The 26,632-nt window shown below is 71.6% G+C and carries 21 protein-coding genes; 11 read left to right on the forward strand and 10 right to left on the reverse strand.

Annotation, left to right across the window (positions count from 1 at the left end):
• Positions 1–114: 114 nt before the first annotated feature.
• Together ABD240_RS08620 and ABD240_RS08625 are read right to left on the reverse strand one after the other, a co-directional pair.
• Positions 115–1,455, reverse strand: coding sequence for an MFS transporter (locus tag ABD240_RS08620; RefSeq protein WP_344336883.1), 1,341 nt, complete (start codon positions 1,453–1,455; stop codon positions 115–117).
• Between the two features lie 14 nt (positions 1,456–1,469).
• On the reverse strand, positions 1,470–2,240 hold the full coding sequence (locus ABD240_RS08625; RefSeq protein WP_291794657.1) for a GntR family transcriptional regulator: 771 nt from the start codon (positions 2,238–2,240) through the stop codon (positions 1,470–1,472).
• Positions 2,241–2,522: 282 nt separating this feature from the next.
• Here ABD240_RS08625 and ABD240_RS08630 point away from each other — a divergent pair, with 282 nt between their 5' ends.
• Positions 2,523–3,833 (forward strand): ATP-binding cassette domain-containing protein, encoded by a 1,311-nt coding sequence (locus tag ABD240_RS08630; RefSeq protein WP_344336884.1) that lies wholly within the window; start codon positions 2,523–2,525, stop codon positions 3,831–3,833.
• A gap of 119 nt (positions 3,834–3,952) precedes the next feature.
• Here ABD240_RS08630 and ABD240_RS08635 read toward each other — a convergent pair whose 3' ends face one another.
• The 4 genes from ABD240_RS08635 to ABD240_RS08650 all read right to left on the reverse strand — a co-directional run bounded on the left by ABD240_RS08635 (position 3,953) and on the right by ABD240_RS08650 (position 9,285).
• Positions 3,953–4,852 (reverse strand): helix-turn-helix domain-containing protein, encoded by a 900-nt coding sequence (locus tag ABD240_RS08635; RefSeq protein ID WP_344336885.1) that lies wholly within the window; start codon positions 4,850–4,852, stop codon positions 3,953–3,955.
• Between the two features lie 168 nt (positions 4,853–5,020).
• On the reverse strand, positions 5,021–7,270 hold the full coding sequence (locus ABD240_RS08640; RefSeq protein ID WP_344336886.1) for a helix-turn-helix transcriptional regulator: 2,250 nt from the start codon (positions 7,268–7,270) through the stop codon (positions 5,021–5,023).
• Positions 7,271–7,720: 450 nt separating this feature from the next.
• Positions 7,721–8,185 (reverse strand): hypothetical protein, encoded by a 465-nt coding sequence (locus tag ABD240_RS08645; RefSeq protein ID WP_344336887.1) that lies wholly within the window; start codon positions 8,183–8,185, stop codon positions 7,721–7,723.
• A 308-nt stretch (positions 8,186–8,493) separates the two neighbouring features.
• Complete coding sequence (locus ABD240_RS08650; protein WP_344336888.1) at positions 8,494–9,285, reverse strand: exodeoxyribonuclease III; 792 nt, start codon at positions 9,283–9,285, stop codon at positions 8,494–8,496.
• A 159-nt stretch (positions 9,286–9,444) separates the two neighbouring features.
• Here ABD240_RS08650 and ABD240_RS08655 point away from each other — a divergent pair, with 159 nt between their 5' ends.
• From ABD240_RS08655 to ABD240_RS08690, 8 genes are all read left to right on the forward strand, one after another.
• Positions 9,445–10,362, forward strand: a complete 918-nt coding sequence (locus tag ABD240_RS08655) for a thioesterase family protein (RefSeq protein ID WP_344336889.1) — start codon at positions 9,445–9,447, stop codon at positions 10,360–10,362.
• 136 nt (positions 10,363–10,498) lie between these two features.
• The gene (locus tag ABD240_RS08660) at positions 10,499–10,831 is read left to right on the forward strand and encodes a GNAT family N-acetyltransferase (protein WP_291793591.1); all 333 of its coding nucleotides are present in this window, start codon (positions 10,499–10,501) and stop codon (positions 10,829–10,831) included.
• Positions 10,832–10,845: 14 nt separating this feature from the next.
• Positions 10,846–11,901: a pirin family protein gene (locus tag ABD240_RS08665; RefSeq protein ID WP_344336890.1), complete on the forward strand. Its 1,056-nt coding sequence runs from the start codon at positions 10,846–10,848 to the stop codon at positions 11,899–11,901.
• Between the two features lie 130 nt (positions 11,902–12,031).
• Positions 12,032–12,922, forward strand: coding sequence for an SDR family NAD(P)-dependent oxidoreductase (locus tag ABD240_RS08670; protein ID WP_344336891.1), 891 nt, complete (start codon positions 12,032–12,034; stop codon positions 12,920–12,922).
• A gap of 118 nt (positions 12,923–13,040) precedes the next feature.
• A complete protein-coding gene (pyrE, locus tag ABD240_RS08675; RefSeq protein ID WP_291793583.1) occupies positions 13,041–13,610 on the forward strand; it encodes an orotate phosphoribosyltransferase in 570 nt (189 codons plus the stop codon).
• Between the two features lie 311 nt (positions 13,611–13,921).
• Positions 13,922–14,803: an ABC transporter ATP-binding protein gene (locus ABD240_RS08680; protein ID WP_291793580.1), complete on the forward strand. Its 882-nt coding sequence runs from the start codon at positions 13,922–13,924 to the stop codon at positions 14,801–14,803.
• 4 nt (positions 14,804–14,807) lie between these two features.
• Positions 14,808–16,232, forward strand: a complete 1,425-nt coding sequence (locus tag ABD240_RS08685) for an ABC transporter permease (protein ID WP_291793577.1) — start codon at positions 14,808–14,810, stop codon at positions 16,230–16,232.
• 236 nt (positions 16,233–16,468) lie between these two features.
• Positions 16,469–17,071, forward strand: coding sequence for a TrmH family RNA methyltransferase (locus tag ABD240_RS08690; RefSeq protein WP_291793597.1), 603 nt, complete (start codon positions 16,469–16,471; stop codon positions 17,069–17,071).
• Between the two features lie 424 nt (positions 17,072–17,495).
• Here ABD240_RS08690 and ABD240_RS08695 read toward each other — a convergent pair whose 3' ends face one another.
• Positions 17,496–18,128, reverse strand: coding sequence for a hypothetical protein (locus ABD240_RS08695; RefSeq protein WP_344336892.1), 633 nt, complete (start codon positions 18,126–18,128; stop codon positions 17,496–17,498).
• An 862-nt stretch (positions 18,129–18,990) separates the two neighbouring features.
• Here ABD240_RS08695 and ABD240_RS08700 point away from each other — a divergent pair.
• Positions 18,991–20,256: an LppM family (lipo)protein gene (locus tag ABD240_RS08700; protein WP_344336893.1), complete on the forward strand. Its 1,266-nt coding sequence runs from the start codon at positions 18,991–18,993 to the stop codon at positions 20,254–20,256.
• A gap of 267 nt (positions 20,257–20,523) precedes the next feature.
• Here ABD240_RS08700 and ABD240_RS08705 read toward each other — a convergent pair whose 3' ends face one another.
• The 3 genes from ABD240_RS08705 to ABD240_RS08715 form a co-directional block, all read right to left on the reverse strand.
• Entirely contained in the window at positions 20,524–21,693 is a 1,170-nt protein-coding gene (locus ABD240_RS08705; protein ID WP_344336894.1) for an acyl-CoA dehydrogenase family protein, read from the reverse strand.
• A 42-nt stretch (positions 21,694–21,735) separates the two neighbouring features.
• Positions 21,736–22,929, reverse strand: a complete 1,194-nt coding sequence (locus ABD240_RS08710) for an acyl-CoA dehydrogenase family protein (protein ID WP_291793564.1) — start codon at positions 22,927–22,929, stop codon at positions 21,736–21,738.
• A gap of 143 nt (positions 22,930–23,072) precedes the next feature.
• Complete coding sequence (locus tag ABD240_RS08715) at positions 23,073–24,515, reverse strand: MFS transporter (RefSeq protein WP_344336895.1); 1,443 nt, start codon at positions 24,513–24,515, stop codon at positions 23,073–23,075.
• Between the two features lie 139 nt (positions 24,516–24,654).
• Here ABD240_RS08715 and ABD240_RS08720 point away from each other — a divergent pair, with 139 nt between their 5' ends.
• A complete protein-coding gene (locus ABD240_RS08720; RefSeq protein WP_291793559.1) occupies positions 24,655–26,628 on the forward strand; it encodes a BCCT family transporter in 1,974 nt (657 codons plus the stop codon).
• Positions 26,629–26,632 lie beyond the last annotated feature (4 nt).

The raw sequence follows: 26,632 nt of genomic DNA on the forward strand, positions 1-26,632 counted from the left end.
CCTCCGCGTCTCCACATGGTCCGGGCGGCCGAGGTGCGGGTCACCGCGCCTCGGCCGGCGCCGTCACGGCCGGGCAGGGCCGGAGACGGCCTCGCCCGGTGCGGAGCCGATGTCCTACAGCCGCGTCCGGGCTGTTCCGCCGAGCTCCGGGTCGAGCGGGCGCGGGGATCCCGCCAGCACGCCCGCCGCACCCATCGCGAGGGCGAGGACGACGAGCCCGAGCAGGGGCACGTCCCAGCTGCCGGTGCGGGCCAGCACCATGCCGATGAGCAGCGGGCCGCCGGCGGCGAACAGGTAGCCTGCGGACTGCACGAAGGCGGACACCCGGGCCGTGATCTCCGGATCGCGGGTGCGGGCGCTGATGAGTGCGAGGGCGGAGGGGAACGAGAGAGCCCCGACCGCCAGGCACAGCGCCCAGAGCCACGGGAGAGAGGTGGGGGCCAGGAGGAGCCCCGTGTAGCCGGCGGCGGAGATCGCCCCGTAGCAGCCCAGCACGGTGCGGGTGTGCCAGCGGCGCACGACGATGAGCGGGGCGATGAAGCCGCCGGGGATGCCCACCGCGATGATGAGGGTGATCATGAACCCGGCCTCGACGGCGGAGAGCCCGGAATCGCGGTAGATCTGCGCGACCCAGCCGAAGTGGGTGTACGCGTGCAGCGACTGCAGCCCGAAGAACAGCGTGAGCAGCCAGACGCCGCGTGAGCGCACCACGCCGGGTGCCTGCTTCCGTGCGGAGCCTTCGCCGGGCTCCGCGGGCGCGCCGGAGCCTTCGCCGCCGTTCGCGGACGCAGGTGGTGCGCCGTCCGTGGGAGCCGTGGGTGCGTCTGCGGGCAGGTGGGCGCCTCGGACCTCGTCCTGGGGAGCGGCCTCGGGCGGGAACGCCGCCTTCCTGAAGGCGAACCAGGAGAGGAGCGCCATGAGCGGGAGGACGGTCCAGATGCCCAGTCCCAGCTGCCAGCCTCCCGAGGCCGCCGTGAGCGGGGCGGTGAACAGCGCCGGCAGCGTCGAACCGAGCCCCAGACTCACCGTGAACAGGGTGACGGCCAGCGACTGCCGCTGCGGGAAGCGGGCCTTCGCGAAGACCGGCAGGAGCACGTTGCCCAGGGCCATGCCGGCGAGGGCGAGCGTGGTGAAGGCCGCGAAGCCCCACCAGCCCCCGGCGAAGATCCGGAGGAGCAGTCCCGCGCCGATCGCCGCGCTCGCGGCCGCCAGCGACCAGAACAGCCCGAGCCGGCGGAGCAGCACGAAGGAGAAGGCCCCGAACACGGCGAAGGCGAACCCGGGCATGGCGGTGAGCAGTCCGGTCTGCCAGCCGTGCAGTCCGAAGGCGGTCTGGATCTCCTCCAGGACGGGGCCCACGGCCGTGGCCGCAGGGCGCAGGCAGATTGCCAGCAGAGCGAGGCTGATGAGGGCGAGTGCGTCGAGTGGGGTGCGGTGCGGATGCGGTCGGTTCACTGTGCGGCTCTGGTTCACTGTGCGGCTCTGTCGTCTTCCCGGAGGGAGGTCTCATGCGAGTGGGCGGTGTCGCCGTCCGTCCGGCCTGGACGGGCGAGGCCGCCCGGGTGGTCGGCCAGGCGGGTGCGGGCGGCCTCGGCGGCATCCGGTGCGAGGTGGCGCAGGCTGCTGTGCAGGTGAGCGGCGCCCAGACGGCCGGCGGCCTCGGCGTCCTGTTCCTCGATGGCCTCGCAGAGGGCGCGGTGCTCCGCGGTCATGTGCGCGAGGTCGTCATGCTGCGCCAGGAGCCAGCGCATGCGACTGTTGAGGGTCTGCCCGAGTTCGCGCAGCAGGTGGTTCCCGGCCAGCTCCAGCACGATCGCGTGGAAATCGGCGGCCGCGCGGCGGGCGCGGATCGCGTCTCCGCGCCCGGCGGCCTCGGCCTGAGCGCGCAGTGCGGCGCGCAGGCGCGCCAGGCCCGCAGGTGTGCGGCGGAGCGCGGCCAGGCGGAAGGCGCGGGCCTCCCAGAGGCGGCGCACCTCGATGAGGTCGGCGATGTCCTCCGGGGCGAAGACGCGGACGGTGGCCCAGGTGCGCGGCCGGAGCGTCACCAGTCCTTCCGCCGCGAGCGTCCTGAGAGCCTCGCGCACCGGAACCCGGCTCACAGCGAGCTCCTCGGCCAGACTGCGCTCGACGAGGCGGCTGCCGGGGGCGCGGACGCCGTCGAGGATCTGCTCACGCAGCTGCAGCGTGACGCGGGCGACCTCGGAGTCCTCATCGCCGGAGGGGAGCATGGGGGATTCCATGCGCGCCACCATAGCATTCGGTATACCAAAAAGTGTCCGCACCCGAACGGGCGGCATGCGGCACTGCCGCTGTCGTACCGGTGAGTCCGACACTGCCGTCGTCCCGGTGAGCGCGCCGTCGCCCCGGGGTGGTGTCTTCCGTGTGCTCCTCGCTCGGTGTCGTTCGCCGGCGGCGGTGCGTCATTCGCCCGGTGCCGACCCGGGGCGGTACGCCGTCCTGCCGCCATAGAATCGCAGTGGCGGCGGAGCGGACGCGGTTTCTGCGGGAGAGGGTGATGCCGGGTGGATACGGCAGCGGTGCTGGGGATGACCGGGCTCACGGTGGGGGAAGGGCGGCGCACGCGGCTGCGGAACGTGGACATGGACCTCCGCGCGGGGGAGGTCGTCGCCCTCGTCGGGGCGAACGGTGCGGGCACGTCCGCGCTCATCGAGGCCGCGAGCGGCAGGCGGCCGCCGGCTGCGGGACGACTGTGCGTGCACGGTGAGCCCGTCTCCCCGCGTGACGAGTCGGAGGCGCTCGCCGCGGGAATCAGCACCGTCGCCCAGCATCCGCGGATCCCGGCACCGCTGCTCACCGCGGAGGCGCTCTACAGGCACATGCCGGAGGAGGCGATGCCCGCGGATCGCCGTGCGGCGGCACAGCAGGCGTTCGCGGCGCACGGCCTCGACTTCACCGGTGCCGAGCGCATCGGGAGCCTGAGCGATGCGGAGATCGCGCTGGTGGAGATGGTCCGCGTCGCGCACGAGGGGAGCAGCGTCGTTCTCCTCGACGACGTCGCGAGCGCCCTCAGCGGATTCGACATGCTCCTCTGCATGGACCTGCTCCGCCGGATGGCCGCGCAGGGGCGGGCCGTCCTCTATGCGACGCACCGGCTCGAGGAGGTGCGGGGACTGTGCGACCGTGCGGTGATCCTGAGCGACGGTGAGGTGCGGGCCGAGGTCACGGGTGCCGACCTCGACCGCGACTCCCTCGTGCGCCGGGTGTTCGGTCAGAGGCTGCGCCGCCGCGCTCGCCCCCTGCCTGCGGAGCCCGGTGAGGTGCTTCTCTCCGTGACCGGCCTCGGCACGGCGGGCGGCGTGCGCGGTGCGAGCTTCTCCGTGCGCGCAGGCGAGGTGCTGGGGATCGCGGGGCTGCGCGGCTCCGGTGCGGAATCCGTCATCAGGGCGGCCGCGGGCAGGGAGGAGGTCACCGCGGGGACCGTCGAGGCGGTCGAGAGCTCCGTCTTCGTCCTCGACGACCCCACCCGTGGGGCGGACGAGGCGGGCCGGGTCGCATTCCGGCGTCATCTGCAGGAGCTCACGGCATCCGGCGCCGCGGTCCTGCTCGGGTCCCCGGACCTCACGGAGATCATCGGCAGCTGTCACCGGGTGGCGGTGTTCCGCGACGGCCTCTGCTGCGGGGTGTTCGAGAACTCCGCCCTGGACGAGGACCGGATCGTCGCGCTCTCCGCTGGCAGCCGCCGAGGTGAGGACCCGCGCGAGACGGAGGAACAGGTCCGAAGCCCCGCGCCCGGCTGGCACCCCTCCGATCCCGCCGCGGTCCACCAGGACTGGCCGTACGGCAGAGCGGTGCCTGTGGCGCTGCCGGGGTGAGGCTGCTGGAGTGAGGGCGGGTCCCGGCGGCATGCATCCACCGGCCCGCATCCGGCAACCCGCATCCGCCGGCAGCGAGGACCCTCAGCGAGATGGAGGACGCCCCCGCAGCCCGTCGCTCACGAGGCGGCGCGGGCCCCGCTGCGCAGAGCCGAGGGAGGATCGTAACCCTCCTGCGCGAATGCGCGGGCCAGGCTGGAAGCGCCTCCGTAGCCCACGTGCTGTGCGATGCGCGCCGTGCTCAGAGCGTCGTACGTCTCATCCTGCAGCAGCTCTGCGGCCTGTTGCACGCGGACGCTGCGGAGAGTGCCCCGGATGCTGGCCCCGCGCCGGGCGACGAGCCGTTCGAGCTGCCGCCTGGACATGTTCACCGCCGCGGCGATGCGGTCGGAGCTGAGCGTGGGGTCCGCGTACTGCGCGGCGATCACGTCGAGTGCGTCGCTGTAGGCGTCCCGGGGCGTGAGGACGCGCGAGATCCTGGCCGTGTGGGCGACGATGCCCAGCATCATCTCCTGGATCAGCTTCTCCACGTAGTACACGCTGAGCGCGGAAGCGGAGGCGCCGTCGCCGCGTGCCGCCTGTGAGGCGAATGCGGCCATCGGCATGAGCAGCATCGGCGTCCCGGCGAGCAGCAGCGGCGCAGTGCCGACGTCGGAGAATCCCTCCAGCTCTGCGGCGAGTTCGAGGGGCACCGAGATGACGACGCTCTCGCAGCCCTCCGCCGTGAACAGCTCGCAGTCCGCGAGGGAGTGGAGCAGCGCACCCTCACCGTCGCAGACCTGGGACGCGGTGCGCCCGGCCGTGGCCGGCCACCCGTCTGCGGCCGGCTGCGGGCCGGTCGCGGACCGGGAGACGGTGCCGCCCTCGTGGGGCCGGAGGACTATCCGGAGGTCGCCGCCGCGAGCCACCAGCAGATGGAGGGCGTCCGTGCCGAGGTCCAGGTCCAGGCCGGTCGCGGCGTCCAGGCGGTGGATCGACACGGAGACGGAGCCGAAGTCCGCACGGACGTGTGCGTTCATGCCGGGCCCTCCCCTCCGCCGCCGGATCCGATTCAGCGCGGTGATCGTATGACGCGATCGGTGGCGAAGAGGTCCGAAGCAGCGGCGGCGGAGGATTGTTCACCCTCGAATTCACCCTGCCGCGGGCTTCGGGGTGAAGGAGCCGTCACACCGCATGCGGGCGACCGGTCACGGCTCGGGCAGCAGCCCCTGTCCGCGCGCGAGGTCCAGAGCCTCTCGGCGCGAGGACGCACCGAGCTTGCGGTAGATGCTGCGCAGCTGGGTCTTCACGGTGTTGGGCGAGACGACGAGGACCTCGGCGATGTCCCGGGCGGAGGCGTGCGAGGCAAGTGCGCTGAGGACGACCTTCTCCCGCCGTGTGAGGAGCGGGGCCGGGATCCGCTGCGGCGAGACAGGGCCGCCGGGCTCCGGTGCGCGGCCCGGCACGGCTCCGGGGGTCGCCTCCCGTGCGTCGAGGAAGCGGCCGACCACGGCGCCGCTGTCGTCGGCGAACAGCTCGCCGAGACGCCGCCGGTCCTCGGGCCGCAGCCAGGCCACGTGAGCGCGGGGGCCGTACACGTCCCACGTGACCGCGCTCGCGACCAGCAGTGCCCTGGCGTCGTCGAGGGCCCCGACCCGCAGGGCGGCCACCGCGCCCAGGAGCTGGGTCTCCGCCTCCGAGCGGAGCGTGTGGCCCGTGCACTCCAGTGCGCGCCGTGTGCGGTCGTGCGCCTCCTGCTCCCTGCCGGAGGCCAGCAGCACCGCGATCTGCGCACCTGCCAGCTGGGGCCCGCGCCGGGGGAGCCGGGCCAGCAGGCGCGCCGCCTCAGCCGTTTCGCCTGCGGAGACCAGCGCGAGGGCCAGCACCGCGCAGAGGCGTTCGGTGGCCACGTTCTCGCCCACGCCCGGCGGCGGGACAGCGCCGCGCAGCTCGCGCAGCAGCCGCCGCGCCTCGGGCAGGCCCTGCCCCAGACCGCTGCGGGCTGAGAGGGAGAGCGCGGTGAGGAACGGCCAGAACTCCGCCGTGCCGATGAAGCCGTCCGCGTGGCGCAGGACGTCGAGGGCTCCGGCGTGGTCGAGGGCGTCCAGGCGGTGGTACCCGTTCGCGACGATCCCCATGCCGTTGAGGTAGGAGTCGCGGAACTCCGGCGGCCACGAGCGGGTGTCGATCGATGCGGACAGCGCTCCGGCGCGGACCACGTCGCAGGTGAATACGTGATAGGCGGCGGCGTAGACGAGGGAGAAGTCCCGCGTGACCGGAGTGCGGCACAGGGAGACCGAGCGTTCCGCGGCCTGCATCGCCTCGTCGAACTGGCCGCCCTGGAACAGCGAATAGCTGAGCTGCCGCAGGATCGTCCCCACGTGCCCGCTGAACTGCGAGCCGTTCGCCGCGCTCGCCTGCTCGGAGAGCCGCAGTGCGCGCGTGCTGAGCGCGGCGGATTCGCGGTGCCGGTTGGCGAGGCGCCAGGCGATGGCGCGCATCGCGGCGAGGGCGAACTCGTCGACGTGCGGTTCCGCGTGGGAGTGGCGGGCCTCGGCCTCCGCCGCGATCCGTGCGATCCGGGGTGCTTCCGCGCGGCGGACGGGGCTGGCGGTCAGTGCGAGGGCGAGCCCGAATGCGAGCATGGGGTGCATGCGGAGGTCATCTTCGGGGACGCCGCTCAGCGGTGTGAGGAAGCGATCGGTGGTGTAGCTGTCCGGGTTCTCGATGACGAGTGTGAAGAAGACGCGGTCCGCGAGGCGATGGTCCCGTCCCTCCAGGGCGTAGAGGAGCGCCTGCGAGACGACCTCCTCGTTGTCGAGCAGCCATTCCGCCGTCGTGGTGCACAGCTGTGAGAAGCGCGCCGGATCGCGGGCGGCCCGGGTCCGGAACGACGAGCGGATCGTCTCGACGTACTGGAAGACCTGCCGTCCGGGGGCGTAGGGAATCCATCTGCCGAACCCGTTCCGCTCCAGGACGGAGAACAGCGCGGACGCGTCTGCGGCTCCGGTCAGGCGCCTGCCCAGCTCCACGTCCACGTACGGAGGAACGCTGGTGTCGGAGACGAACTGTACGGTCCGTGCATCCGGCAGGAGCGATTCGAGCCGTGCCGTGACGACGGCACCCCACTCCTCGGAGTCCAGCGGCGGCATCCGGCCCAGCTGCGCGATGGTGAGGACGACGGAGCGGACCGCCAGTGCGAAGCCCCGCGTCGCGCGGACCACGGCGGCCGCCGCCGAGGCCGCGGTCGCCTCGTCGCGCATGCCCGCCTGGCTCTGCAGCAGCTCCTTCGTCTCGTCCTCGGTGAGTGCGAGCTCGCTCAGGGTGACGACGCGCACCACGGAACCGTCCGTGAGATCGAGGTCCGCCGTGCAGGTGGGGGCGCGCGTCGTGAGGACGACGCGGAGCTCCGGCCGTTCCGCGAGGAGGTGCATGAGGTCCGCGTCGACGGCGTGCATCGACTCGCCCAGATGCTCGTAGGCGTCGTCACGCCCTCGCCCAGGGGCACCCAGATCGCGGGCAGGTCCCCCTGCCGGCGCAGCCAGCTGCGCACCAGGGTGGTCTTGCCGCAGCCGCTGGGCCCCTGCACGATGCAGAGGCGGACGTGCCCGGCGTCGAGCACGCGATAGAGGCGGGGCCGGTCGACGATGCCTGCGACCGGGTCCGTTGTGGGGGCCATGCCCTATTCTCCTCGAAACAGCTGCCGGCGCCGTGGTCGTCTCAGGGAATGCCGTTCCCGCCACCCTCCCGCGGGCCGGAAGGACATGAGCGAAGCGGAGGAGCGGGCGTGAGCCCGCGCCTCCGCAGCGCGTCCCCCGGCAGCGGCAGCGGTGCCGGGGGACGGATGCCCAGGGGCGAGGTCGGGACGGGGGTCTCCGCGCCGTGCCCCTGGGCGGCCTCGTGTCCGCTCAGGGCAGGACGGTGCCGCCCCAGGACTGCCCCGGGTCCACGGGGCCCTCGCTCACGAGCCGGTACGAGCCCGGCACCGGGCTGTTGAAGGTGATGTTCACGGAGGTCACTCCGTCGTCCGGAGTGATGAGCCACTCGCCGTCGGAGAGCTTCACGATCGTGCCGCCCGTGATCGCGGTGACGACGATGGTGTCGAAGTCGAGGTCCGAGGAGAGGAGACGGAAGGTCTGGCCGTTCGGGAAGTATCCCTCGTTGCCGTTCGGATCGAGCCCCTGCGGGCGGATGAACCCGACGTTGCCGACTTTCGGGCTGGTGCTCGTTCCGCCGATGCTCGTCGCCTCCTCCGGCGGTTCCGTGCTCGCGGCGGCCATCGGCGCGGTGGCCGCCGCTGCGATGACGGGAGTGGCCCATGCGGCCGCCTTCGTGAACGTCCGGCGGCTGGTGCCCGCCTTGATCTGCGTCATCCTTCTGCTTCCTTCGGTGTGATGGGTGGAGTGCGCTGGGGGCGCGCTCCACCCATCACACCGCCGGAAGCGGACGGAGGAGGCAGATCCGGAAGAAGACGACGCGATCGGCGGTGGGGACGGCGGGATCGGTGCAGGGGCGGTGCAGGGCGAGCATCACACAGTGCGGACTGCGCACGGACCGGGCGCGGCCACGGACACCGGGCACGGACCAGGCGCGGACCGGGCACGGACCAGGCGCGAACCGGACACGGACCCGGCGCGGCCGTGGGCCTCACCCGCTCGTGAGCTTCACACGCCCGTGAGCCTCACACCGCGTAGTCGACGATGACGGGAGCGTGGTCGGAGGCGCCCTTGCCCTTGCGCTCCTCGCGGTCGATCACAGCGGCCTCGGCGGTCTTCGCCAGGGCGGGGGAGGCGAGCTGGAAGTCGATCCGCATGCCCTGCTTCTTGGGGAACCGCAGCTTCTGGTAGTCCCAGAAGGTGTAGACGCCGGGGCCGGGCGTGAACCGGCGCGTGACCTCGGTGAGCCCCGCGGCCTCGAGCGCGGCGAAGGCCTCGCGCTCCTGCGGAGAGACGTGGGTGGCGCCCTCGAACTCCGCGATGTCCCACACGTCCTCGTCCAGCGGAGCCACGTTGAAGTCGCCGGTGAGGACGAAGCGGTCCTCCGGGTCCGCGGCCAGGCGCGCGGCGGCGACTACCCGCAGCCTCTCCAGCCACTCGAGCTTGTAGTGGTAGTGCGCGTGGTCGAGCTCCCGGCCGTTGGGCACGTAGAGGGAGTACACGCGCACTCCGCCGGTCACGGCGGACAGGGCGCGGGCCTCGGCGGCACCGTCCTCACCGAAGCCGGGCATCTCCGCGAAGCCCACCTCCACGTCCTCGAGGCCCACGCGGGAGGCGATCGCCACGCCGTTCCACTGGTTGAGGCCGTGGAAGGCCACCTCGTAGCCGCGTTCGTCGAAGATCTCGCGGGGGAACTGCGCGTCCTTGCACTTGAGCTCCTGGATGGCGAGGACGTCCGCATCGGAGCGGTCGAGCCACGCCCCGATCCGCTCGGCACGGGCACGGATGGAGTTCACGTTCCAGTTGGCGATGCGCATGGACGACAGACTATCCAATCCCCGCGCGGCTGTGCCGCAGGCCGCCGCGGCGCAGGACTCTTCGCGGGTGTGCGCCTGGGGCGCGCGCCTCGGGTGTGCTCCCTGCGTGTCGCCGGTGCCCGCCGGATCGTCCCGGATGCCGCCCGATAGATTGACGGCATGGCAGCAGCACTCAACCACCACCTCGGCGCCGGCGGCGAGGACGTCCCGTACGCCTACTTCGTCCGCACGGGGGAGTCATCCTACCGGTCCACTCTCCACGCGCAGGGCGCCTGGCAGGCCGGCGAACAGCACATGGGAGCGGCCTCGGGCCTGGTCGTCCATCACCTGGAAGCGGTGCTGGGCGGGGACGCGCTCATCTCGCGCATCGCCTTCGACATCCTGGGGGTCATCCACTCCGGCGAGTTCGACATCGAGGTGGAGACCGTGCGCCCCGGCCGCACCATCGAGCTCGTGGAGGCGCGCATGGTGCACCGCGCCGCGCACACCGGGGCCGAGGCCGCCCCCGCCACTGCGGATGCCCCCGCTCGTCCGGCCGTGGAGGGACGCCCGCGCACCTCCGTCGTGGCGCGCGTGTGGCGGCTGCAGTCCTCGGACACCTCCCCGGTGGCCGGAGACGCCCTCGCGCCCTTCCCCGCGTGGGAGGAGTGCGCGCCCCGGCAGCTGAGCGAGCTGTGGCCGGGCGGATACATCGCCTCGCTCTCCGGGGCCGAGGCGCCCGGCGGCGTCCCGGGCCGCCGGCAGGTGTGGGTGCACACGGACATGCCGCTCGTGGCGGGGGAGGCGGACGGTCCTTTCGCGACGTTCGCCAAGCTCGCCGACAGCATGAACGGGCTCGCCGTCCGGGAGGACCCGCAGCGGATCTTCTTCCCCAACGTCGATCTCACGCTCCACTTCCTCCGGGCACCGGAGGCGGGTCCGCGTGGGGAGTTCGGCTTCGACGTCCGGCAGAGCTTCGGCCCCACCGGTGTGGGCATCACGCATGCGGTGCTCCACGACGGCCGCGGGCCGCTGGGCACCGCCTCACAGTCACTCACCGTGCGGATGCCCACGGAGTCCGGCCGCGCGGACGGCTGAGCACGGTGCGTGGGGGCCTGGCGTGCGGCGGGGTTCCCCGTTGCCGGCTGCGCACGCATACTGGGGGCACAGCCGCGGCGGCCCGTGGCGTCCGGTGTTGGAGCAGCCCGCAGTGTGCAGTGGCAGAGGAGGAAGCATGTCCGATCCCACAGTGGAGATCCGCAAGGCTCCGGAGGACAACAGGTTCGAGATCCTGGTGGACGGAGAGCGGGCGGGCCTGGCCGCCTACAGGGACCGGGGGAGTCAGCGAGTCTTCCACCACACGGAGGTCGCACCGGAGTACGGAGGGCGGGGCCTGGCCACGCAGCTCGTCTCCCGTGCGCTTGCGACGACGATCGGCGAGGGCATGCGCATCGTCCCGGTCTGTCCGCTCGTCGCCAAGTACGTCCGCACGCATGAGGAGCTCGCCGCGGACGCGGATCCGGCGACGGGCGACGTCCTCGCGTGGCTGGAAGACGAACTCGGCTGAGAGGCGGTGAGGAGATGAGCAACCTCGAGGCGGAACCCCGCGAACAGGTGTGCGCCCCCGGGCCGGTCCCGGGCACCGGCACCGAGCCCGCCGGCAGTCCCGCTTCCGGCGCAGCAGACGGCTCCGCACCCGGACCCGCCGGAGCGCGCGTGGAGGTCGTGACGTCCAGGGAGGTCCCGCTGGGCGGGCCTCGCGCCATGCCGGTCCGCCGCACCCTTCCGCAGCGGGCCCGTTCACTGGTGGGAGCGTGGTGCTTCGCAGATCACTACGGCCCCGACGACGTGGCGGTCACCGGCGGCATGGACGTCGCACCCCATCCGCACACCGGCCTGCAGACGGTGAGCTGGCTGTTCACCGGTGAGATCGAGCACCGGGACTCCCACGGCGTGCACGCGAGGGTGCGGCCGGGCGAGCTGAATCTCATGACCGGCGGCTCCGGGATCGCGCACTCCGAGGTGACGACCCAGGACACCACGGTGCTCCACGGCGTGCAGCTGTGGGTGGCGTTGCCGGAGGCGCACCGCCGGGCGCCGCGCAACTTCCAGCACTACGCGCCGCCGCTCGTGGAGTTCCCCGGCGGCCGCGCACGCGTCTTCCTCGGGACCGCCTTCGGTTCGACCTCGCCCGTGGAGGTGTTCTCGCCGCTGCTCGGCGCGGAGGTGGAGATCGACGCCGGCGCCTCCGTCCGGCTGGCACTGGACCCCGCCTTCGAACACGGCTTCCTCGTGGACCGCGGCGCGCCCGTGGTCGACGGGACGGCGCTCGCCCGTGCGGAGCTGGGCTATCTGGGCACCGGGCCGGACTCCGTGGAGGTGCAGGCGGGGGAGGAGCCGGTGAGGCTGGTCCTCCTGGGCGGCGAGCCCTTCGGCGAGGAGATCGTGATGTGGTGGAACTTCGTGGGCAGGACCCATGAGGACATCGCCCAGGCCCGTGCGGACTGGGAGGCCGGAGCAGAGCGCTTCGGGACGGTCGAGGGCTATGTGGGCGAGCGGGATCGGCTGCCCGCGCCGGCGCTGCCGCAGGTGCGCATCCGGGCACGCCGGAACCCGCCCACCGCCGCCCCGCGCTGACCGGATACCTCCTGCGGCGTGGGCGGCCTCGGGCGCGAGACCCCGCGAGCGGCGCTTCCCACCCACCTATACGTGGGCGGCTGGGACGATAGGCGGTGTGTGACGGCGGGCGGACGGCGAGGAGGATGCGGTGGACCATGTGACCGGCGATGCGACCAACGGCGTGAACAGGCACGCGGATGCGGCCAACGATGCGGCGAGGCATGCGGATGCGAGCAGGCACGCACACGACGGCGAGACGGAACTGAGCGAGCGTCCGTGTGCGCTCGTCACGGGTGCGAGCGCGGGCCTCGGGCGTGCGTTCGCGACTCGTCTCGCCCGTGACGGGTACGACCTCGTGCTGGTGGCCCGCGATGCCGTGGCGCTGGAGCGTCTCGCGGAGGATCTCGCCGCCGCCCACGGGTGCCGGGCCCTCGCCCTGCCCGCGGATCTCTCCTCCTCGGAGGGGATCGCCCGGGTGGCGGACTTCATCGACACCACCCGCGTGGACGTCCTCGTGAACAACGCCGGCTACGGACTGCGCACCTCGCTCCTCGACACGGAGCCGGAGGCGCTCGCCGCGAGCGACTCCGTCATGCTCACCGCGGTCACCCGGCTCAGCTGGCACGCCGCCCATCGCATGCGCGCCCGCGGCCGCGGCGGGATCCTCACGGTGTCCTCCCTGGCGGCGCTGGGGGTCTACGGCGTGTACTCGGCGGCCAAGAGCGCGGCGATGATCGTCACGGAGGCGCTGGCCGCGGAGCTCGCGGACACGCCGGTGACCGTGACCGCGGTGCTGCCCGGCTTCATCCGCACGGAGTTCCACGAGCGCATGCGGGTGCGCAGGACGGGGCCGCGCTGGATCTGGCTGGAACCGGAGCAGGTGGTCGATGCGGCCGTGCGCGATGCCCGCGCGGGGCGGACCGTGAGCGTGGCCGGCGCGCAGTACAAAGGTGCGTACGCCCTGCTCCAGGTGCTGCCCCGTCCGCTGGTGCGGGGTGCGAGCGGCGGATTCCGCTGGATGCGCAAGGGCGCGGGCTGACTCCCCACGCGGGCACGGAGACGCCGGGGGTGCGGGACGGGTGTGCGGGCAGGCCCGCTGACTCGCCATGCGGGCAGCGAGGACGGGCGTGCGCGGCGGAGCGGATACGATTCCCCACATGACAGACACCCGCTCGCAGCTCCTCGCACTCATCGATGAACTGGCCGTCGTCCGCGGCCGTGTCACCCTGTCCTCCGGCAGGGAGGCCGACTACTACCTCGATCTGCGCCGCGTCACCCTCGACCACCGCTCCGCGCCGCTCGTGGGCGACATCGTCCTCGACCTCCTCGCCGAGCACGGCCTGCTCGACGGTGAGGGCGCCGTGCAGGCGGTGGGCGGTCTGACGATGGGCGCGGATCCCGTGGGCACCGCCGTCATGCACCGCTCCGTGGTGCGCGGCACCCCGCTGGACTCCTTCGTGGTGCGCAAGGCCGCCAAGGAGCACGGCATGGGGCGGCGCGTGGAGGGCCCGGACGTCGCCGGCAAGCGCGTGGTCGCCGTCGAGGACACCTCCACGACCGGCGGTTCCGTGCTCACCGCGGTGGAGGCGCTGCGGGAGGCCGGTGCCGAGGTCGCGGCCGTCGTCGTGGTCATGGACCGCGAGACCGGCGCGAAGGAGCGCGTGGAGAAGGAGGCGGGCATCCCGTACCTCACCGCGCTCTCCACGCGGGACCTCGGCCTCGACTGACGCCTCGGCGGCCCTGCCGTCCCGGTGCCGCCGGGGCGGTGGAGGCGCGGCCTCCGCACAGCCGCGGGACCGTCCGGCGCCCCGGCACAGGCTGGGAGTCTGCACCGAAGCCGCTGACTCGCGTGCCTCCGCGTTTGCCGCGCGGTGCCCGCACGGCCAGACTGACTCCGGTACCGGATGGATCGCGCAGGCCTGTGCGTGTGCGGCCTCCTCGGACACGGAACCATCGCACGCAGACAGACCCGCGCTGGCAAGACAGCGCACACAGCACCCGCACCTGCGGGCGCACCCCGACGCATAAGGACAACCACGTGCTCACAGTGAAGGGACTGACGGTCTCCTCCGGGAGGAAGACCTACCTCAAGGACGTCTCGTTCGAAGCGAGATCCGGCAGGCTCACCGGTGTGGTGGGGCTGCGCGGCTCCGGCAAGACCGAGCTGGTGCGCGCCGTCATGGGCCTCATCGATCCCACGGCGGGGTCGATCGAGCTCGAGGGGAACGCGCTGGGGTTCGGCGACCGCCAGAACTTCGGCTACCTGCCCCGTGAGCGCGGGGGCTACCCGCGCATGAAGGTGATGGAGCAGATCGTCTACCTGGCGCGCCTGCACGGCATGACGCTGGGAGCAGCGGAGCACAACGCGGTCACGCTGCTGGCCCGCCTGGACCTCTCCGACCGCGCCTACGCCCAGCTGAACCACCTCTCCGGCAGCGAGGTCGCCTGCGTGGACATCGCCGCGGTGCTGGCGGCGGACCCTGACGTGGTCGTCCTCGACGAGCCCTTCGACGGGCTCGACGCGGATTCTGCGGCGAAGGTGTTCGCCCTGCTGCGCGACCACGCGGAGTCCGGCGTCCCCGTCCTCTTCACGACCGAGAAGTGGAAGCAGGCCCAGGAGGTCGCCGACGACCTCGTCATCCTCTCCCACGGCCGGGTCGCCGGCCAGGGCACGCTCGAGGAGCTGCAGGGCGAGTCCCGCAGCTTCCGGGTGCGGCTCGCGGACGCGGAGGCCGCAGCCGCCGCCGGGGCCCAGGTGGAGAAGGCCGGTGCCGAGGACGTGGTCGCCGCGGGCACCGTCGTCACCTTCCGCGCCGCCGACGAGGCGGCCGCTGCCACGTACCTGACCGGTGTCGCCGGGGCCCGCGAGTTCGGCCCCGTGACCCGCGACCTCTCAGAGCTGTTCAAGGAGTCGGTGTAAGCACATGGTCGAAGACAGGCGAGACGAAGACAACCGCGAAGAGACGACGAACGACACGGAGCTCGCAGACGACTTCCTCGACTTCAGCGATGAGGCCCAGCTCCCCGAGGAGCTGCGCGAGGACCGCCCCGATCCTGCCTCCACGCCCAAGACGGGCCTGGTGAGCGAGTTCCACGATCTCTCCGCGTCCCAGGCCGCGTACCTGGTGGCGAACCGGGAGACCTCGAGCGTGGCGCGCAGCCCGCTGTTCTACGTGAGCGCCCTGGTGCTGGGCCTGGCGACGATCGCCGCGCTCATCATCGGCTTCCAGCGCGTGGGCGCGGAGGCTGGCGGCAACAGCACGCTCGCGGTGGTGGGCGTGCCCGCCGAGCAGGCGGACGCCTTCGCGCAGCAGGTCGGCATCCCCGTCGTCGCGGCGGAGACACAGGAAGCGGGCGAGGAGATGCTGCGCGACGGTGAGGTCGGCGCGCTGTACGTGCTCGATCCCACCGGCATGGGCCCGGCGCAGCTCATCGCGCTCGACCGCGAGCCCATCGCCATCCTCGAGAAGCTCAACCAGCCCGTCCCCGTGCAGTACGTGGACGAGCCGGCGGTGGCCTCGTCCCTGGCGGACCCCGTGGGCTGGGGCATGGGCGCCGTCGTGCTCCTCGCGGGTCTGGCGCTGGGCGCCGCCCTCTACCAGAACCTGAGGACGGAGAAGCGCAACCGCCTCGCGGAGGTCATCGCCTCCGCGATCCCGGCCCGTTCCTCCGCATGGGGCCGCGTGTACGGCCTCACGCTGCTCTCCCTCACCTACGTGCTGGTGGGCGCGGGCGTGCTCCTCGTGGGGCTGTCGATCGGACAGCGCACCACGGAGGCCATGGCGCTGCTGCCGGGACTGGGCTGGTTCGCGCTCACCGCCGTCGCCACGGTGTTCCTGGTGCTCGCCGCGCATCTGTGGGTCTCGACGGCCTCGTCGAAGGGCCTCCAGCGGTTCGGCTACGGTGCGCTCGTGGTGCTCATGGTCGCCGGTGCCGTCCTGCCCATGTACTTCCGGGCGGAGCGCACCGTGCTCCAGATCCTCTCCTTCATCCCCTTCAGCTCGCCGGTGGCGATGCCGCTGCGGTACTTCGCCGGCAGTGCCGAGTGGTGGGAGGGCCTGGCCGCTGCGGCCATCGCCGCGGCGGTGGGCCTCCTGGTCTTCCTGCTGGCGTCCGCGGCGTACCGGCGCACACTGCTGGCGGGAGCGGGGCGCGGCGGACGCAAGGCGGTGGCGCGCACCTCCCGCAAGGCGAAGAAGGCCGCGGAGAAGGCAGGCGTCGCGCCCGCACCGGCCGCAGACGGCGCATCCGCGTCGTCCGCAGCGGACGAGTCCGGGGAAGCCGGGAGCACCGCGTCGGAGGACGCTGCCGCCGGCGACGCCGCGGGTGCGGACACGACCGAGAAGTGAGCGGATCACCGGCCGCGCCCGAGGCCTCGGGCGCGGACGCTCCTTCCCTCGCGGGTCCGGCGCCGGGTTCCGGCCAGGGGGCAGCCGCGGCCTCGGGCGCGGACCCGGCGCTCCATGCGGGCGCTGACGGCCCTGCGGTCGCAAAGGTGAGAGCGGACCTCTCCGCGGCCGGGGACGGCCGGCCCGGCGCCTCGGGAGCGGTCCCAGCCGCTGCGGACCAGGATCCGCAGGTAGGTGTGGGTCCGTGGGAGGGCGAGCTGCCCACGGGTGACCACTGGGATCCGGAGCTGCTGGCCCGGGGCGACCGGCGGAACGTCGCGGACGAGTACCGGTACTGGACGGTCGAGGCGATCGTCGCGGATCTGGACACCCGCAGGCACTGTTTCCACGTGGCGGTGGAGAACTGGCAGCACGACCTCAACATCGGCTCCGTGGTGCGTACGGCCAACGCCTTCAACGCGGCGGCGGTGCACATCGTGGGCCGGAGGCGATGGAACCGCCGCGGCGCGATGGTCACCGACCGCTACCAGCACCTGCATCACCACGGGGACGCGCAGGCTCTTGCGGAGTGGTGCGGGGAGCGTGGGCTGCCGCTCATCGGGATCGACAACTTCCCGGACTCCGTGCCGCTGGAGACCTTCGACCTGCCGGAGCGCTGCGTGTTGCTGTTCGGCCAGGAGGGGCCGGGGCTGAGCGAGGAGGCGCACAGGGCGTGCGGGGCGGTGCTCTCCATCGCGCAGTTCGGCTCCACACGGTCGATCAACGCAGCCGCCGCGGCCTCGGTGGCGATGCACGCATGGATCCGGCGCCACGTGTTCGGCCAGCGGGTGCAGGGCTGAGGCCGCGCGGCGCCTGCCGGCTCACCTTCCGAATCGTCCACCCGCGGCCCGGCCAGCCTCGCCTCGGGCCCGGGCCCGGCCCACCCACGGCCCGGCCAGCCTCGCCTCGGGCCCGGGCCCGGCCCACCCACGGCCCGGCCAGCCTCGCCTCGGCCTCGGGCCCGGGATTGTCTGATCACTTCACCCAGCCATCTTGCATGGAGTGGCCGGGCAGAGTGATCGATCCAGAATCGTATCTCTCTGTGGCCGGCGGGATCGGGGTCTGCTCGGAAGGTGACCGGCGGAGAAGAGCCGGCTGGCGACGGCGCAGATTCCATCACCGGCGCGGACTCCAGGGGCGGCGCGGACTCCAGGGGCGGTGCGGATTCCGGCGCCGGCAGGGGACTCCAGTGCCGGCGGCGGACTCCAGTGCCGGCGTGCGGGGTCAGGGGCTCAGGGGTCGGCCCGCTTCCAGATCGGCGAACCGCTTCATCACCGTGTCCATGGTGTCGAGGTACTTCCCGCTGTCGTAGATCCTCTCGATGAACCACCCTGCGGACCTGAATGCGCACCGCCTGTCTTCGTCCTTCTCGAACTGCCTCCGTGACGTGCGGTGGTGAGCGCCTTCGTACTCGATGCCGGTCCGCACCTCCTCATAGGCGAGGTCCGGTGTGAGGTGTCTGCCGATCGACTCGATCCACACCTTGTGACCCACTGTGGGTTCGGGATATCCCCAGGCGACGATGTTGAGACGGAGTTCGGTCTCCTTGGGAGAGGCCACGCCGGTGCGCACCCGGTCCAGCACCCGCAGCAGAGTGAGCGCGCCACGATGTCTGCGGTAGGGGTGGAGAGATTCGGTGATCTCCGTGGGTGAGAGCGTGGGCGGGTGCCACGTGCCGGTCACGCTCTCCACGGCGATGATGAGTTCCTTCTCGTGGAGAACGGTCGCAAGCTGCACGAGTGTCTGCAGTGCGGACACCACGATCACTCCGCCGGTGGTGACGGTGTCGGGCAGCTGGGTTCCCCGGTGGCACTTCACCCCGGCCAGGCGGATGAGGCTGCGGTGGAGCACGTGCACGTCGTCGCTTCTCCGCAGCCGGCTCGGCAGCGGGATCCCGAGGAGAGCGGCTGCGGTGAGATGCGAACCTGCTGCGGTGGGATGCCGTGCCTGCACCGAGGCCAACCGGGCGCGCAGCTCGAACCAGCGGTCGTCGGCCCATCCGGGATGCGTGATCTCCTCGGTGCGCTGGGGATCCAGTCGAACTCCCCGCAGAGGACGAAGGAAGGCCGGTGACTCCCTGGCCTGCCACGCGGACAGGCGGTGGGCACCGGCGCCCGTGCGGTCCGCGGCGTCAACGGGGAAGATGCGCGGAACAGCCGAGACTTCGGTCTCTCTGCGGAGATGGAGAGGGTGTTCCTCGCCCGCCGGTGCTCTGCTGCCTCCGGCCCTGCGTCCCGATGCGGTCCCCTGCTGGGGTCCGGGCGCCGGCGTGTCCGGTGACCGGCGTTTCCTGAGGTCCGCAGTGGTGGCCTTCTGCGGCCGCCGTCGCCGACGGGGTACGTCTTCGGCAGGTTGAGGGTGCATGGTCCAAGGAAAGCAAGGCCGCCGTGGTCGCGGCGGGGCATCGTCGAATCTGTGGACAGACGGTCGGGAGATCTGTCGGTTTGTGACGTCAAGTCTCGGTTGCCTGTGACAGTCGGTGGCGGTCCGCGTCTGGCCGCTGGTGGGATCAGTTCCCTCAGCCGTCCGCCGCGACACGGCTAGGAGAACTGATCGCACAGCGCGCGGGGATCACACGCTGTGCGGGTGCCGTTCCTCTCGCGGCTCCTCCGCCTCCACGGTTCCGCCGTGATATCCCTCCGAGGCCGCTGTCCGTTCGCTGATAGATTGGGCGCGTATGCAAGCCAGGCTGCCTCGCAGTCAGATCGGAGCTCCTCTCATGCGCGCCAGCCCCGCGAAGCAGCGCACCCGTCCCCTCCTCGTCGTCCTCGCGGCAGCCCTGCTCGCCCTGGTGCTGAGCGGCTGCGTGAAGTTCAACGCGGACTTCCAGATCTCCAAGGAGGAGACGGTCAGCGGATCGCTCGCCATCTCCGCCGACCCCCAGATGTTCGAGGACATGGGCGAGCCCATCGACGAATCGGAGATCGACCGCTCCGTCGAGGAGGCGCAGAACGACCCGTCCATGCCGGAGGGCGTCACCGTCGAGAAGATCAAGGACGATGACGGCTACCTGGGCATGCTCATGAAGTTCGACGATGTGCCGGCGGACGAGCTCGCGTCCACGGATTCCGCCGCCTCGGAGTTCGGCGCTCCGAGCGTGGACGGCATCGACATCGCCTCTGCCGACGGGCAGATCACCTTCGACATGCCCAACCCGGTGAGCGCGATGGGCTCCGAGGCCGGCATGGGCGGTGGAGGCTCCATACGGTCCGTGTTCGACGAGGCCCGCGTCGCCGTGACCTTCCCCGGTGCGGTGACGAATGCGGAGGGGGCCGAGATCTCCGGCAAGACCGCCACCTGGGACCTCCGCGACTTCGACGGCGACACCCTCAGCGCCACCGCCAAGGCCGGCGGCTTCCCCTGGCTCATCGTGCTCATCATCGTCGGCGCGGTGATCGTGCTGGGCGGTGCGGGGCTGATCGTGTTCCTCGTCCTGCGGTCGAGGAAGAAGCAGGCGCAGGGCCCCGGAGCTCCCGGCGGCTTCCCCGGCGCTCCGGGTGGATACCCGGGCGGCCCCGGTGGCTACCCCGGTGGCCCGGGTGCACCCGCCGGTCCGGGTGGCCCGATGGGTCCCGGCGGCTTCCCCGGCGGGCAGGGCGGTCCGGGCGGCCATCCCGGTGGTCCGGCCGGTCCGGGTGGCGCACCCGCCGGCCCGGGCGGCTATCCGGGTGGTCCGGGATTCCACCCCGGCGCTCCGCAGCAGGGGGCGCCCGGATACCCGCAGGGCGCGCCCGCGCAGGGCGGACCCGGGTATCCGCAGGGTCCGGGACCACAGGGTCCGGGCGGCCCCGGCGGGCCGGCTCCGGGCGCACCGTCCGGTCACCCCGGCGTGCCGGGACAGGGACACCCCGGTGCGGGCCACCTCGGCTCCGGCCCGCAGGGCCACGGCGGCCCCGGAGGCTCGGCACCCGGTGCTCCCGGTGGACACCCCGGTCAGCAGGGGCCGCAGGGCGACAGTCGTTTCGCCCCTCCCGGCTCACACTGACGCCGCTGCCGATTCACACTGAGGGCGCTGCCGGCTGCGCACCGCGCCGGCGGGCCGAAGCCGGACCCTGACGATGACGGAGCCGCCCAGTCATGACTGGGCGGCTCCGTCATCGTGCGGTGGAACATCGTCCGGTGGAATGCTGCATGCAGGGCCCGTGAACGCGCTCAGCCGCCCACGCATATGTGGGCGGCTGAGTCGATGCCGATGCGCGGTGGGTGCTCAAGCGGCCGGTGCTCGCGCACCCCGCCGCTCGAGCACCCTGCCTCAGGCGAGGTCCGCCGCGTGGGGCTCCAGGAGGCCGCCCTGCGCAGCGAGCGCCTGGGCCACCTCGTCCTTGTCGTCGAACGTCTTCGTGATGACGGTGAGGCGCTTGGCGTAGTGGCCGATGGGGTACTCCATCGTCATGCCGATGCCGCCGTGCATCTGGATCGACTCCTGGCTGATCTCACGTGCCGCATTGTCGATGACGAGCTTGGCGGCGAGCACGTCGCGGTGGCGGGACTTCGAGTCCACGGCACCCTCGCCCGAGGCCGCGGCGGCCTCCTCGCCCGCGATGGCGAGCTTGGCGTACAGCGCCATCGACTTGGCGCCCTCGAGCGTGGCGTAGGCGTCCGCGGCGCGGTGCTGCAGAGCCTGGTTCACGCCGATGGGCGCACCGAACTGCTCGCGGGTCTTGAGGTACTCCGCCGTCATCTGGAGGGAGGCCTCCATGGCGCCCACGGCCTCGGCGGCCAGTGCCGCGTTGGCGGTGTCGATGACCTTCTCGATGATCGCGGAGGCGTCGCCGGAGCCCAACCGCACAGCGGGCGCGCCGTCGAACCGGACGGAGCCGGTGCGGACGCCGTCCGCCTGGGTGCGGCCGGAGACGGAGACGCCGGAGGCATCGGCGGCCACCAGGAACAGCCCCACGCCGCCGTCCGCGGCGGCGGAGACCACGAAGGTGTCCGCGTCCGCGGCGCCCAGCACCGCGGTCTTCTCCCCGGTGAGGGTGTGTCCGTCACCGGCCTCGGTCGCCGAGGTGGCCGGAGAGGTGAGGTCGTAGCGCCCGGTGGGCTCGTAGCCGGCGAAGGCCAGCAGGGTCTCGCCCGCGACGACGCCCGGGAGGATCTCCGCCTTCTGCGCATCCGTGCCCGCGGCGTTCACGAGACCGCCGCCCAGCACCACGGTGGAGAGGTAGGGCTCGAGCACGAGTGCCCGGCCGAACTCCTCCATGACGACGGCGACCTCGGCGAAGCCCATGTCCGCGCCCTCGTAGTCCTCGCTGAACGGCAGGCCCAGGAGGCCCAGCTCCGCGAAGGTCTCCCACTTCTCACGGCTCCAGCCGGCGTCCGAGTTCAGGATCTCCTCGCGGGTCGCGGCGTCGTACTCGGACTTCAGCAGGCGCGCGACGGTCGACTTCAGTTCGCGCTGGTCTTCAGTGAGTTCAAGGTCCATCTGTTCTCTCCTTCGAATCCTTGGGTCAGTGCAGGGCGGGGCTCAGAGACCCAGGATCGCCTTGCTGATGATGCCGCGCTGGACCTCGGACGAACCGCCGTAGATGGTCACCTTGCGGGTGTTGAAGTAGTCGGGCAGGGCGGTGGCCGCCGCGCCGGGGAGGTCGGTGAACCCGTCGCCCACGACGGCGGAGTCCACGAAGTCCAGGCCCTGCGGGCCCAGGACGTCCACGAGCAGTTCGGTGATGTCCTGCTGCAGCTGCGAGCCGTGGAGCTTGAGCACGGAGGAGCGGGGGTCCGGCTTGTCGGATCCCGCGGCCTGCGTGGAGAGGACGCGCAGCTGGGTGAATTCCAGGGCGGTGAGGCGGGCCTCGATCTCGGCCAGCCGCGCGGAGAACAGCGGATCGTCCAGGAGGGTGCCGCGCGAGGTCTTGGTGAGCGCGGCGTAGGCCTTGGCGCGCGCCAGGTTGACCTTGGAGGTGCCGATCCGGGCGATGCCGGTGCGCTCGTTGCCCAGGAGGAACTTTGCGTAGGTCCAGCCCTTGTTCTCCTCGCCCACGAGGTTCTCCACCGGGACCTCGACGTTCTCGAAGAAGACCTCGTTGACCTCGTGCCCGCCGTCGATGAGCTGGATGGGGCGCACCGTCACACCGGGGGACTTCATGTCGATGAGGAGGAAGGAGATGCCCGCCTGCTTCTTCACGGTGGGGTCCGTGCGGACCAGCATGAAGATCCAGTCGCCGTACTGGCCCAGCGTCGTCCAGGTCTTCTGGCCGTTGACGATGTACTTGTCGCCCTGGCGGACCGCCGAGGTCTTGAGCGAGGCGAGGTCGGAGCCGGCGTTGGGTTCGGAGAAGCCCTGCGACCACCAGATGTCCACGTTGGCGGTGGCGGGGAGGAAGCGCTCCTTGATCTCCTGGCTGCCGAACGTCGCGATGACGGGACCCACCATGGAGGCGTTGAATGCCAGCGGCTGCGGGACGCAGGCCAGCTGCATCTCCTCGAGCCAGATGTGGCGCTGGACGGGCGTCCAGTCCTGGCCGCCCCACTCCACGGGCCAGTTGGGGACCGCGTAGCCGTGCTGGTTGAGGGTGCGCTGGGAGGTGACGATGTCGTCCTTCGTCAGCTCCTGACCGGTGGCCACCTTGAACCGGATCTCCTCCGGGATCTCCGTGCGGTAGAACTCGCGCATGTGCTGCGCGAACTCCAGCTCTTCCTTGTTCAGAAGCTGGTCCATGAACACTCCTGTGTGCGATGTCGGTGTGCGGTTCCGGGCTCGGTGCAGCGTGAGTCCGGTCGTTCAGCGGTCGTGACGATCCGGCCGTTGCCGCCAGTCTAGCCAAGTTACTGTACGATCGCTAAGTCCAGAAGTGGGCGGGGTCACTCGCTCTTCTCCAGGCTCGAGCCGGTGCTCGCGGAGGTGTCGTGATCCGCGCCCGAGGCCGCCTCGGCGTGCGCGGGCTCCTTCAGCCGCACAATGAGCAGGAGTCCCACCGCCAGCACCAGTGCGATGCCGAGCGCGCCCGCCCGCTGGTAGCCCAGCACCGCGATCGCCGTGGAGAACATCAGCGGCCCCAGGAAGCTCACGGCGCGGCCCGTGGTCGCGTAGAGGCCGAAGTTCTCGCCCGCGTGCTCGGCGGGGGTGATGCGTGCGAGGAACGAGCGCGAGGAGGCCTGCACCGGGCCGACGAAGACGCAGAGGAACATGGCGGCGACCCAGAACACCGTGGGTGAGTCGGACACCGCGATGGGCACGGCGCCTGCGATGAGGCAGAGGAGGCCCACCACGATGACCCGCTTGGAGCCCAGTCTGTCGTCGAGCACCCCGGCGAGGATCGCGCCGGTGCCGGCGACCAGGTTGGCGGCCACGCCCAGGACGATCACCTCCGAGGCCGTGAACCCGTAGGACCCGGCGGCAAGCACCCCTGCGAAGGCGAAGATCGCCGCGAGCCCGTCGCGGAACACGGCGGAGGCGATGAGGAAGCGCAGGGTGAGGCGGTCCTCCCGCCACATCCGGAGCAGACGCCGGAGCAGCCTGCGGTAGTCGGCCGCGAAGCCGCGGAAGTAGGAGAGCGGGAAACGGCCTCGGGCGCGTGGTGCGGCTGCCGGGTCCGCCGCACCGGAAGGGCCCGTCCCTCCGGAGGCCGCGGGGTCTGCGGACGCCGCGGCCTCCGTCGCCGAGCGCGGTCCGATCAGCAGCACCGGCAGCGCGAACACGGCGAACCAGACGGCGGCCAGCACGGCCACGAGCCGGTACCGCAGGCCGCCTTCGTCCGTGGCCCCCAGGAGGCCCACCTCGGGCTGGATGACCGTGACGAGGAGGAGCACGAGGAGTGCGAGCCCTCCGACGTAGCCCAGGCCCCAGCCCAGACCGGAGATCCGGCCCACCGTGGCCGGGGTGGAGAGGGAGAGCAGGATGCTGTTGTAGGACACCTCCGCGAACTCGAAGAAGACGCTCGCCACGGCCAGGAGCACCAGGCCCAGCCAGAGGTGCGAGGGGGAGTCCTCGACGAAGAACATGCCGGCCATCGCGGCCACGACGACGAAGGTGTGGAAGCCCAGCCAGAAGCGGTGGCGCCCGCCGGTGTCCGCGCGCGTGCCGATCGCCGGGGCCACGAGCGCGATCACCAGCCCCGCCGCGGCGGTGGTCCAGCCCAGGGCGGTGGAGCCCGAGGCCTCGTCCGCGGCCACCCCGGACGTGAGATAGGGCGCGAAGACGAAGGTGACGATGACGGCGTTGAAGGCGGCGGATCCCCAGTCCCAGAGCGACCAGGCGGCGACCGCGCCGCGGGTTCCGGAGCGCTCGCCCGAATGCGTGCTCATACCGGGAACAGTAGCTAAAGAAGCAAGTCTCGTTAGACTGCGAATTACATGTGCATATGCCGGAACCCGCCCAGGGACGCTTCTCAGTCGTCCGGACGGCTGCACGTGTTCGCCAAGGAAACCTACCGGAAGGGCATTTATGAGCTTCGGAGCCAGCACCACCGACTCCGAGAATCGATCCGAGAGTGCGCAGGACGAGGCGGAAGCCGCTGCGATCGCGGAACGGACCCCATCACCGGAAGGATCTCAGGACGAAGAGACCGTCTACGCCGCGGAGGAGCTCTCGGAAGCCGAGCAGCTCCAGGACACCGATTCCGATGTGCGCATCGTGGGCAAGCTCCGCGCCCAGGGCGTGCGGCTCGGGAGCGGCAACATCGCTCCGCGCGTGTTCTGGCCTGCGCTGAGCGTGATCGTCCTCATCGCGGCTGTCGCGATGATCTTCCCCGACCCCACCGGCAGAGCCCTCCAGGCGATCAACGACTGGATCGTGTCCACCTTCGGCTGGTACTACATGCTCGTCATCGCAGGCTTCATCGTGTTCTCGGTGTTCATCGGACTGAGCAGGTTCGGCACGATCAAGCTCGGCAATGACGACGACAAGCCCGAGTTCTCGTGGCTGACCTGGTTCTGCATGCTCTTCGCCGCCGGCATGGGCATCGGTCTCGTGTTCTACGGCGTGGGTGAGCCGCTCTCCTATGCCTCGTTCGACCCCAAGCCCGGGTGGTCCGCCGACCCGTCCGAACAAGCTGGTCTGGCGATGGCTCAGAGCTTCGTCCACTGGGGCCTGCACCCGTGGTCCATCTACGCAGTGATCGGTCTCGGCATCGCCTATGCCATCCACCGCCGCGGCCGTCCCATCTCCATCCGCTGGGCACTGGAGCCGCTCTTCGGGAAGGCCGTCAAGGGCTGGGTCGGTGACCTCATCGACATCCTCGCGATCTTCGGCACCCTCTTCGGCATCGCGACCTCACTCGGTCTGGGCGTGCAGCAGATCGCCGCAGGTATGCGCGCCATCGGCATAGTCGAGACCGTCGACATCACCGTGCTCATCGTGCTCATCGTCGTCATCACGTTCATCGCGCTCGGCTCGGTGGTCTCCGGTGTGGGCAAGGGCATGAAGTGGCTCTCGAACATCAACCTGTCCCTGGCCGCGGTCTTCATGATCACGATCCTGGTCATGGGACCCACGCTGTTCCTCCTGCGGAACTTCGTGGAGTCGCTCGGCGTGTATCTGGCCAACCTCATGAACATGACGTTCGACACCGCCGCGCTCACCGGTGCCGAGGGCCAGGACTGGAACTCCACGTGGACGCTGTTCTACTGGGGCTGGTGGATCGCCTGGGCGCCCTTCGTCGGTGTGTTCATCGCTCGCGTCTCCCGCGGACGGACCATCCGCGAGTTCGTCATCGGCGTCCTCCTCGTGCCCACGGCCATGGGCATGCTCTGGCTGTCCGTGCTCGGCGGCACGGCGATCCATCGGCAGCTCTTCACCGATGATCCGCTCGTCCCGGCCGGGGAGAGCGTCTCCAGCGACGCAGCCCTCTTCGACCTCGTCTCGGGCCTGCCCATGGGCGGGATTCTCTCCGTGGCCGCGATCATCCTCGTGGCGATCTTCTTCGTCACCTCCTCGGACTCCGGATCCTTGGTCATCGACATGCTCGCCTCAGGTGGTCACCCGAACCCGCCGACATGGTCGCGTGTGCTCTGGGGCACCCTCGAGGGCCTCATCGCGATCGCGCTGCTGTGGTCCGGAGGCCTCGAGGCGCTCCAGGCGGCCTCGCTGGCCACGGCGCTGCCCTTCAGCGTCGTCCTCGTCCTCATGTGTCTCGCGCTCTTCCGGGCGCTGCGGGAGGAGATGCGGATACGCAATGCGGCTGAGCGGGAGGCTCGCATCCGCGCAGGCCTGCAGCTGGTGCGCTCGCACATCAAGTCCAACTTCGACGAGGACTGGGGCGAGGAGATCGACACACGCGTGGACAACCGCATCGACTACCGTCTCACTGCGACGAAGAGCCCGCTGCTCAACAGGCGGGAAGCCCACCCCAAGCAGGGCACGGCCCAGCGTGAGCCGGCAAAGCGGCTGCCGCAGAGCGGGCGGCCCCGGCAGGAGTGAGCGC

Source organism: Brevibacterium salitolerans, assembly GCF_039531405.1.
In the GTDB taxonomy this organism is placed as follows: Bacteria; Actinomycetota; Actinomycetes; order Actinomycetales; family Brevibacteriaceae; genus Brevibacterium; species Brevibacterium salitolerans.